Raw genomic sequence first — 9,919 nt, forward strand, 5'->3', positions numbered from 1 at the left:
CAGCTATGTAAGGGTTTCAGCTATTTTGAGGTTTATTTGTGGATAGGTCTAATAGTTTGAGAGAGTTTTTGCGTAACTCATCAGGATTTATGAGACTATTTGCCACCAACCGAAGGCTGGGCCGATAAAACGGATAGTTGCCCATCCCACAACCATCAGGCCAATGCCTATCCAGGCACCACGAGTAGTCCAGGTGACAAATAGTTCGGCTTGAGTTTTTGTGATGGGAAGCCAAGACAAGATCCGAGTTTCTTGACCGTATGTTTCCCCTAGTGTGCTTTTACGACGCTTTGCTTCACCCATAATCAGCAACTCAAATTTTACTTAGGTTCTAAATTTATCTTGCCAGGAATCATGGCTACAGAGAGGCGATGAATCGCATCACCTTCATAAGCTGATAATAATGCTTGCTTGTGAACGATCGCCCTTTGTTTGACAAAATTTAAATTGGGCAAGTGGGCATTGATCACTGAATTTTAGGTGGAATTTTCTTCATCAGTGTTAGAAAATAGACTGGGATCGAGATAGTTAATGCGTGCCAGAGGACTTAAAGCTGCGAGAATTTGAGCGCCGTAGCTGCGGTTAACTACGCGACTATCAAGCAAAGCCACGATCCCTTGACTTTCTCTGACTGGAGCGATCGCCCGTTGTAATTCATTCAAGGCAGATGGCAACAAATATAAACGAAACCAATCTTGATGCGATCGCTTATAACGAGCTACCCTACCAGCTACTAGGGGATTTTCCAAAGATGGTAGAGGTAAAGTAGCAATAATTAACAGTTGGGGTGCAGGCAAGACTCGTTGATGTTCTCGCCAAAATTCCCAACCACTAATCAAAATACCATTTTCATCTAAACAAGTTTTTTCTACTTGCACCCGCGAACCAAACTCTGAGGCCAGAATTGCCGCAACTTGAGATTTCAGTGGTACATCCCCGACTAAGACAACCGTTAATCCTGGTGCTGTAGCACTTAGACAAACCAGTGTGCGGACTTTGTGAATAAATGCCGCTTGAAATTCTGGCGTGTTCGGTAGGGGCAACTTATAGGGTACATACAGTTGAATTGCTTCCACTTGATCCGAAGAGAACTTCAGGCAAGTTAAATCGTCCAAACCCAGGCGCTGTTGGAAAAGAGGAGCCTCAGTTTCCGGTTCTATAGCGCTGCCAATTAAAACTACTGGTTGTCGCTGCCAAATGGGTGAGAGTATTTCGCCTAATTCCATTGGGGCGTAGTGCAAAGAAAATAAACCTTGTCGATGGGCAATAGTCGCCCAGAAGAGAGGAGGCGAGGCAGTGGGTTGCGCGGGTTCCCCGCGTTGTAGCAACTGCCGTGAGGCAGTGGGGGAAAGATTTTCATCAAGGGTTTGAAATTGTTCCCAGAATTGTTTCCAAGGTTCTGGCATTGCTTGTACTGACTCGAAAGCAGAATAGAGACGACTTAAAATTTCTATTTCTGGCTGGGAAATTAGGTAGCATTCATAGGGATTAGCAGGATGCTGAAAAAGTTCGTGTGCCAGTTGTATCCGTGCTTCATGAATTGCCTCAGCTTGCTTTGGGCAAGCCAGCATCAGTTGATCCCAATCATGGGGTTGAATATCTTGGGTAAGCTGAGTACGCACCCAATCTTCTAGATCATCTGCCCCATCAATAATTGTGGGGATGCCTTGGGGAAAGCGAGAGCCACCAGCCAATTGTCCTCTCAACCAAGCTTCTGGGGAGGTTAACAGTAGCCCTTGAAATTGGGCACCAGGCCAAGCGTCACCTGTCCTAATCGGTTTGTTGGCTGGTAGCCACTGCTGTAAACGGGGAATTTCTACCCGCAGCAGAAGTTGCTGCACTGCTTCTTGAGCAACAATAATTACAGGCCCATGCCACATCAGGGCTGATGCTACGAAACTGGTACGATACCGCCCTTGATAGCCACAAACCGCCCCGACTTGAATTAGGGCGCTACGTCCCAGGCGCAAGGCGCGTGCTACCAACCGTGCCATCGTCAAATGATGGGGCCAGGAAGGGAACCCCGCTTGCGATCGCAAAAAGTTATGTAGTGACAAATGAACTTCTGCCTCAATCACACGCTTTTAATCCCATACAAAGTGATTTTTACTTCCAATTGCCCCATTTCTATTATCTTGTTATTTGTCATTTGTCATTTGTCCTTTGCCATTGATCCAAAACTAATGACCAATGACCAATGACCAATCACCAATGATTAATCACCAATTACCCTAAATTATGCCAACTTACACAGGAATTTCCAGCGAAGCCTTCAGGCATCCACTAGATCGTCAAGCCGAGCAAGCCTTACGAAATTTACCGGGATTTGATTTAATCGCTCGTAAATTTGTGGAATTTATCTACGAACGCCCTCAATTAGTCTATCTAATGGGTAGCACCATCCAAGTTGGGCCGCGTCAATATTCCACTATTTACCAGATATTTCGGGAATGCGTCCGAGATTTGGACATTTACCCAGAACCGACACTCTTTGTCTCGCAAAATCCCCAAGCAAATAGCTATGCGCTGGGGCAAGAGAATCCTTACATAGTCATAAATACAGGGATACTAGACTTACTAGACGAAGCCGAGATTCGGGCGGTGTTAGCCCATGAACTGGGGCATATTAAATGTGGTCATACTATTTTAATTCAAATGGCGATGTGGGCGATGAATGCTGCTTCTGCCTTGGGAGAATTGACCTTCGGGATTGGCAATTTTGTCTCTCAGGGCTTGATTTACGCGTTTTTTGAGTGGCGGCGGAAAGCGGAGTTATCATCAGATCGCGCCGCACTACTAGTGATGGATGACTTGAATCCGGTGATGTCTTTGATGATGAAAGTCTCTGGCGGTAGTAACAAATATGCCAATGAATGTAGTTTACAAGAGTTTATCAAGCAGTCAGAAAATTATCAGGCATTGGATGAAGATGGACTGAATCAGGTGTATAAATTCTTGATGTACAGTGGCGCTCAGGGTATGATGTTGAGCCATCCCTTCCCTGTAGAACGCTTGCATTACTTACGGCAATGGGCAGTATCTGAAGAATATCAGCAAATTCGCCGTGGAAATTATCAGCGATCGCCTGCTTCAGGAGCAGTAAATGTTGCAGCAGAATCTGCCGTAAATGAAACAGAAACTTTACGCCGTCAAATTGAAGAATTACAACGGGAAATCGACAGATTGAGAAGGACTGAGTAGTTTTGAGTGCTGAGTGAAGTTATATGTAGTGCGTTTGATTTGCCTAATGCACTACATATATGTTGAGAGAAAGTCCCATCCGGCGTTATATGTCTAATAAGTACAATAGCGATCGCGCCCCTTTTCTTTGGCATTGTACAGGGCTTTATCGGCTAAAAGGATGAGTGTATCTGGTTTGATGTCACAAGTCGGTATGAGAGAAGTAATACCTAAACTAACGGTGACGATATCCTTGATATTAGACAGTGCATGGGGAATGGCCTGATCGTGAATTGCTTGTTGAATTCTTTGTGCTACTTTGATCGCTTCTACTAATTCAGTATTGGGGAGAAGTACCAAAAATTCTTCTCCTCCGTAACGTGCTACTAGATCACCAGGACGACGAACCATCTGTTGCACTATTTGCGCTATTCTAATTAGACAATGATCGCCTTCAAAATGACCATAGTAATCGTTGTAAAGTTTGAATTGATCAACGTCGAATAAAATCAGTGACAGAGGTTGTTGTTCTTGTGCAAGGCGTTTCCATTCTGCTTGCAGTCGTTGATCGAAGCAGCGACGGTTAGCCACCTGAGTCAAACCATCTAGATTTACCAGTTGTTCTAGTTTCTGATTTGCATATTCTACTTTTTCTTTAGCAATTACTAACTCTGCTGTTCTCTCTTGTACCCGTTGTTCCAAAGTTTCAAAAGATGTTTGTAACTGAAGTGCCATGTTGTTAAACGATTTTGCCAGTTGACCTATTTCGTCTTTTGAGCTAATTTTGGCGCGGATATCTAAGTTACCTTCGGTAAACTGGAAAACTATATTTGTAAGGTAAATTATTGGCATTGTTAGCAGTTGCCCAATAGCAAAAGCGATGATTGTCACGACTCCAGGGATAAGTGCAAATAGAAATATTGCGTCACGAATTTGCTTTTCTACAGGTGCTAGGGCAACAGCAAGGGGCTGTGCGAACAACACAGACCAAGGTTTAGATTTTAAACGAGCGATCGCAATCAGATTAACCTGATTACCTGTTCCTGACAAAGATGCAATTAAATACAACTGTTTTTTATTATCCAATGCTTGTTTAAGTTCTGACTCATTATTTACCAATTCTTTGATAGGATAACTAAGCAAATGCTCTTTCCTTTCTAGTTGAATTACAACATTGAAAGGCAGAGGTACAACTGATTTAAAAAGTAGTTTTGGTGCAATACTATGTGCCAGATAAATATTATTTTCATCTAAAAGAATAGCAAAAGATTTTGCCCCAGCCCGTTCATTTTGTCGAGTTACTAACTGCTGAACAACAGTAGCATTGTATGAAACACGCAATACACCCAATATATCTCCCTTGGCATTGCGAACCGGACTGCTAAAAAAGAGGGTAACAAGGTCAGGAATTATCGGCGATCGCTTCATGCTAGAAACAAAGGATAACCCAGTTTCCAGTGGTTTTTTAAAATAATCTTGAATTGATTCATCTTTGCTAATGTCCGGTGTATATGTATCCAATACATTTTTACCGTTTAAGTCGAGCAAAGCATAAGAGAAAATATTGACCATATCTTTGCGACTGAGACGGATTAATGTTTCTGTCGCTAATTGCATTTCGGGACTGTCATCTCGCTGTTTTGGAGTTAGGCTGAGGTAGCGTGCCAAGCCTGGTAAAATCGCCTCTACGCGCACGGCATTGAGATTTCCATCAATAAAAGCATCTATTCTATTAGTGGTTTCGTTAGCCGCCGCAGATAAGGCTTGTTGAGCGTTGCCAGTTAGTACTTTTTCAGTTGTCTGTTTGTTGATAAATGCCAATAACAGCAACGGAATCAAAGCAACAATGAGAAACGAGACAATCAACTTTGTACGGATGCCGCCCAAAAGAGAGTGCTGCATGGCTTTAAACTAGGAAGCAGGGTTCAAGAAGGAAGAATTAAACAAACTTTTTAGCTCAGGAATGCGCGTCACGTTTCCAGAGCGAATAAAAAAGTCTCCATATATCTTGGCAGTTTTGTAAATGGAATTAGGGTTCCTAGATTGAAATAATTTTTGATTTTCACCTAAATCAATTAGCTTTACTCCCTCCAAAGAAAGTGTATTGCTAGGAATTTTTAACGCTTTGCTGATGATAGCGTTTCCTTCCTGAACATTTGCTTTCCAATAAGTCGAGGCTTGCAGCCATCCTCGCACAAATCCACGAATGTCTTCGGGGCGATCGCGGATTGTATCACTACGAAAGATAATCATATCTAAAATCAAGCCAGGGGTTTGTTTACTGGTAAATAGGATATGTTCCCCTAGTTTAATAGCTTCAGAAAGATGGGGTTCCCAAGTGTGTCCGGCTTGAATAGCATTATTTTTTAAGCGTTGAGGAATTTCTAAAGCTTCTGATTTAACCAAGTTAACATCATCGCTGGTTAAGTTGGCAGTTTTCAACATCTCAGTCACGAAAACTTCGCTAAAACCGCCTAGATTTGTACCCAGTTTTTTCCCTTTTAAATCAGCGACGGTTTTAATTTGTGATTGGGCGACTACCGCATCTGCTCCTGTTGATTCATCTATAATGATCACACCTTGTATATCAGGATTTGTGGCACTCAAGATTATAAAACTTCCCAAGGAAGATGTAATCCCATCATATTTACCCGCGCTGAAATTTGCTTGTTCCAATTGGGTGTGTCGTTTATAAATTAGTTCCACATCTACCCCTTGGGCTTTGAAGAATCCTTTTTCTTGAGCAATGATGCCTGGATACTCGCCAACAAAAGATGCAAATTCAACTTTCAAGGGAGGGCGTTTCAATTCAGTCGGTGTCCAAGCATAACAAGCAAATAGCAAACAGGCAAAAATGAGAAAAATACTAAGGTATTTAAGTAGTTTAAACATAGAATATTTTCTCCTTAACCAAATTTTGAGAAATTGAAAACGCTATGGGAGCTATTCAATTAAGCTTTAATATATTCAAAAAGTCTACACCCCATATTTTGTCTCAGGTTGCAGCCACCGAAAAACTACCCCTCATTCATTTTATTTTTGTATTTGAGAGCTAAACTTAAGCCTAGTATGCCTAATAGAGCAAGAAAACCACTTGTCGAAGCGGATTTAGGAATAGACTCAGCAATAGGAAGTTCACGAATTATGAAGGAACCAGAAGAATTATTTTTTTTGGATTCCCTTAAAATAGATAATATTTTCTAGCTGAACTACCATCCTTTTGGGGGTAGGATAAATTCAATATTCAAAATTAAGACTTGAAAATTGGTTAATTATATCTCAGTATTAAATTAGATGTAGGCATTTTTGAATATGGCAATTCACTTGACAAAACGGCTTTCTGTGTTCGCTGCTATTCTAGCTCTTGTCCTTTTCATTTCGGGAATTGCCTTAGCTGCACCCGTTCAATTCCATACTACTTCTGGTGTCATTTTCACTCAAACTACCAAAACTACAAGCTACTCCACCTCGTCAAAGATTAACCTGACTCCCTTGCAAAGCCAACAACTCCAAGCTGTGCGTCAGAGAAGAAATAGGGAAATTGAGGCAGTTTTAAACATATCGCAACGTGCCCAACTTACTCACAATCTCCGGGCTGGTAATAATATCAATAAAGCCCTAGAAAAACTTAATTTGCAACCAGAACAGCAAGAATTGGTAAAAGCGATCGTGCAATTTACGAACTTGAAAATGAAAGCTGTTTCATCTAAGCATTCGCTAAAATTAGAGTCGAAATAAAGCTTTGACTTGTAGGGTAAAGTACTCAGCCTTTGTCATCTAAGATATCAATAATATTTTCTCTGATCGCTTTTTGGATAAAATGCGATCGCTTGATCGCACTTTTTCTTGTAGGTTAGGGCTTACGCAAAACTACACGCGCTTTAGGGCAATTCATCAATTACCCCTAAGAAGAAAATCAGGATTTCAGCTATTGTTTGCTTAAGTGCTGTAGGTATTTCATCGTTAACTCAGTACAAATGTCAATTTGATACTCCATCAACTAGCTGATTTATCGCGTAATTACTATTGACAAAACTAATTTTGCCTTAAAGTGTCATAAATAGACTTATCCACAAATAAACCTCAAAATAGCTGAAACCCTTACATAGCTGGCTTTTTAGCTTATATAAAACAGGAACCTCTAAAACCCTCTCCAGAGCTAGGTTTCAGCCAAATAAAGTTCTCATTTCCGGATAAGTCTAATGGTGTACCACTAAAATTTTCTAAATGACACAATATAACTAATGTATAAGTTCTGTGATCTATCTAGGGAATTTGGCTGAATCAGTGCTAATCATCCAGTATAGTTTTGCATGGGTTTATAGCAGCTACAAGGGTGCTACTTTCAACCTTGTTCGACATACCGTAATTCAGCACATCACAGACTCAAAAAATGAAATATCGGGGTTTTCACATTTCTCCAGCGAAAAATTTTCGCCTTCTTCCTAGCAGTCATCTTAGATATACTTTACGTGTGGGAGCCGGACTAACGGCAATGCTTGTTGTTTCTAGTGGGTCAATACTACTACCAGGTGAGGTTAATGCTGGTGCTACTCACCGAGCAGGTATTACCCCAACTCTCACAGCGCAAACTCCTGCAACAGCCGCAGTGATTTACGTTAATCCTGCAAGTGGTGCAGATAGTGCTGCTGCTGGTACAACGTCAAATGCACCCTACAAAAGTATCAGTTTTGCTCTCAGTCAAGCCCAACCAGGTGCAGTTATTCAATTAGCACCTGGGAACTATAACCAGCAAAGTGGCGAAAGCTTCCCCCTCCTGCTTAAACCTGGGGTGACACTGCGGGGTGATGAAGCTACTAAAGGTCAGGCGATATTGATTACAGGTGGAGGTTTCTACACTAGTCGCTCCTTTGCCAGACAGGATATTACCATCCTTGCCGACCAAGATACCACGATCGCTGGTGTCAGTGTTACCAACCCAAATAGCCGGGGTACGGGTGTCTGGGTGGAGTCAACTAATCCCATTATCAAAAACAGTACTTTTTCTAACAGTGTTAGAGAGGGCGTTTTTGTCACGGGTACAGGCAATCCCAAAATTGAAAGTAACCTGTTTGTGCAAAACAAAGGCAATGGGATTTCAATTACTAAAGCTGCCCAAGGAGAAATCCGCAATAACTTATTTCAGGATACTGGTTTTGGTTTAGCTATCGGTGGCACTTCCACACCCCTAATTGTGGAAAACCAAATTGTCGAAAACCAAGACGGTCTTTTTATCTCAGAGTCAGCGAAGCCCGTATTGCGTAAGAATGTTATTCAGAACAATAAGCGGGATGGAGTAGTAGCAACTGTTAATGCTTTACCCGACCTCGGCACCAACGAAAATCCTGGTGGCAATCTGATCCGCAATAACACTCGTTATGACGTGAACAACGCCACTAAAACCGGTAAAATTGTTGCTGTTGGCAACGATATTAATCAGAAAAAGATTTTTGGCTCAGTAGATTTTGTTGCCGCAACTGTTAACGTACCCCCTGGAGGGACTGTTGCCTTTAAAGATGTGCCAGCAAATTACTGGGCAAAAACTTACATCGAAGCTTTAGCCTCGCAAAATATTATTGCTGGCTTTCCTGATGGCAGCTTTAAACCAAATGAACCTGTAACCCGCGCTCAATTCGCCACTATTGTCACTAAAGCCCTAACACCATCAGCCAAACGCACAGCCATTAAGTTTAAGGATGTCGCAAGCAATTTCTGGGCTTATGCTGCAATTCAATCTGCTTACCAGAGTCAATTTGTTTCTGGTTATCCCGATGGCACTTTTAAGCCACAGCAGCAAATTCCCAGAGTCCAGGCGTTAGTCTCTTTAGCTAATGGTTTGGGCTTAACTGCGAATAATCAGAATGTCCTTTCCTTTTACACCGATGCTGCCCAGATTCCTAATTATGCGATCGTTCCTGTTGCTGCGGCAACTGCACGGCAACTAGTAATCAACTATCCGACAGCGAAACAACTCAATCCTAATCGTCAGGCGACTAGAGCCGAAGTTGCTGCCTTTGTTTACCAGGCACTTGTCAATGCTGGACGTGCTCAACCAATTCCTTCATCCTATTTGGTAACAGTTCAGTAAATGCCTAGTAACGCTGCACCTAATTCGTAATTCGTAATTACAAGGGTTTCAGACGTTTCAAAGGGGTGGTTTATTTCCGCCATGCTGTACTAGTTAACCAATTGGAAGCGCCAGACTAACAAATTATCAGTCTGACGCTTCCAATATTGTGAATTTTATTAATTTTAGGGTTTTTTAAACATAAAATTTAGGATCTTTATATTCGCTGACTTTTAACTTTTAACTTTTGACTTTTGACTTTTGACTTACCCAAAGGGGCTGACCCCGTTTCAACTATTTCTAGTTTTTCAGAAATTTTTGCTTTTTGGGATTTCCTAATAATTTTTTTTTATCAAACAGAATAAAGGTGCCAGTCGCCAGAATTCACTTGGGTATTTTGTGCGACTGGTGGATGAATAAACGGGTTTAATACCAATTTTTTATGAAGCTGCATATAATTCGATCCCCCCTAGCCCGCCTTAATAAGGAGGGAACCGGAAAATATCTATCAAAGTCCCCCTTAAAAAGGGGGATTTAGGGGGATCTAGATATGTGTAACTTCACATTAAATTGGTATAAGACCCCCACAAAACAAGAAAATTTGGTGGTCAACAAGAAAGTGGCGGGTCTGAATCCCCCACTGATTGCATTCTGACTCCTGAATTCTGACTT

General features: G+C 41.7%; 8 protein-coding genes. 3 read left to right on the top strand and 5 right to left on the bottom strand.

Features of this window, described 5'->3' with window-relative positions:
* Window positions 1-87 precede the first annotated feature (87 nt).
* The 3 genes from PUQ00_RS30810 to PUQ00_RS30820 are packed head-to-tail and all read right to left on the bottom strand — an operon-like array spanning window position 88 to window position 2,078.
* Entirely contained in the window at window positions 88-303 is a 216-nt protein-coding gene (locus tag PUQ00_RS30810; RefSeq protein WP_300423615.1) for a DUF2839 domain-containing protein, read from the bottom strand.
* A 17-nt stretch (window positions 304-320) separates the two neighbouring features.
* Window positions 321-470 (bottom strand): hypothetical protein, encoded by a 150-nt coding sequence (locus PUQ00_RS30815; RefSeq protein WP_300423616.1) that lies wholly within the window; start codon window positions 468-470, stop codon window positions 321-323.
* A 6-nt stretch (window positions 471-476) separates the two neighbouring features.
* Window positions 477-2,078: an ATP-dependent DNA helicase gene (locus PUQ00_RS30820; protein ID WP_300423617.1), complete on the bottom strand. Its 1,602-nt coding sequence runs from the start codon at window positions 2,076-2,078 to the stop codon at window positions 477-479.
* Window positions 2,079-2,238: 160 nt separating this feature from the next.
* Here PUQ00_RS30820 and PUQ00_RS30825 point away from each other — a divergent pair, with 160 nt between their 5' ends.
* Window positions 2,239-3,201, top strand: coding sequence for a M48 family metallopeptidase (locus PUQ00_RS30825; protein ID WP_300423619.1), 963 nt, complete (start codon window positions 2,239-2,241; stop codon window positions 3,199-3,201).
* 93 nt (window positions 3,202-3,294) lie between these two features.
* On the opposite strand, the gene PUQ00_RS30830 is transcribed toward PUQ00_RS30825, so the two are convergent.
* Together PUQ00_RS30830 and PUQ00_RS30835 are read right to left on the bottom strand one after the other, a co-directional pair.
* Complete coding sequence (locus PUQ00_RS30830; RefSeq protein WP_300423621.1) at window positions 3,295-5,082, bottom strand: diguanylate cyclase; 1,788 nt, start codon at window positions 5,080-5,082, stop codon at window positions 3,295-3,297.
* Window positions 5,083-5,091: 9 nt separating this feature from the next.
* Window positions 5,092-6,072: an ABC transporter substrate-binding protein gene (locus PUQ00_RS30835; protein WP_300423623.1), complete on the bottom strand. Its 981-nt coding sequence runs from the start codon at window positions 6,070-6,072 to the stop codon at window positions 5,092-5,094.
* A gap of 420 nt (window positions 6,073-6,492) precedes the next feature.
* Here PUQ00_RS30835 and PUQ00_RS30840 point away from each other — a divergent pair, with 420 nt between their 5' ends.
* Window positions 6,493-6,918, top strand: a complete 426-nt coding sequence (locus PUQ00_RS30840; RefSeq protein ID WP_300423624.1) for a hypothetical protein — start codon at window positions 6,493-6,495, stop codon at window positions 6,916-6,918.
* 655 nt (window positions 6,919-7,573) lie between these two features.
* Window positions 7,574-9,268, top strand: a complete 1,695-nt coding sequence (locus PUQ00_RS30845) for a DUF1565 domain-containing protein (protein WP_300423626.1) — start codon at window positions 7,574-7,576, stop codon at window positions 9,266-9,268.
* Window positions 9,269-9,919: the final 651 nt, after the last annotated feature.

This window comes from Nostoc sp. S13 (assembly GCF_029379315.1).
Lineage (GTDB): Bacteria > Cyanobacteriota > Cyanobacteriia > Cyanobacteriales > Nostocaceae > Nostoc.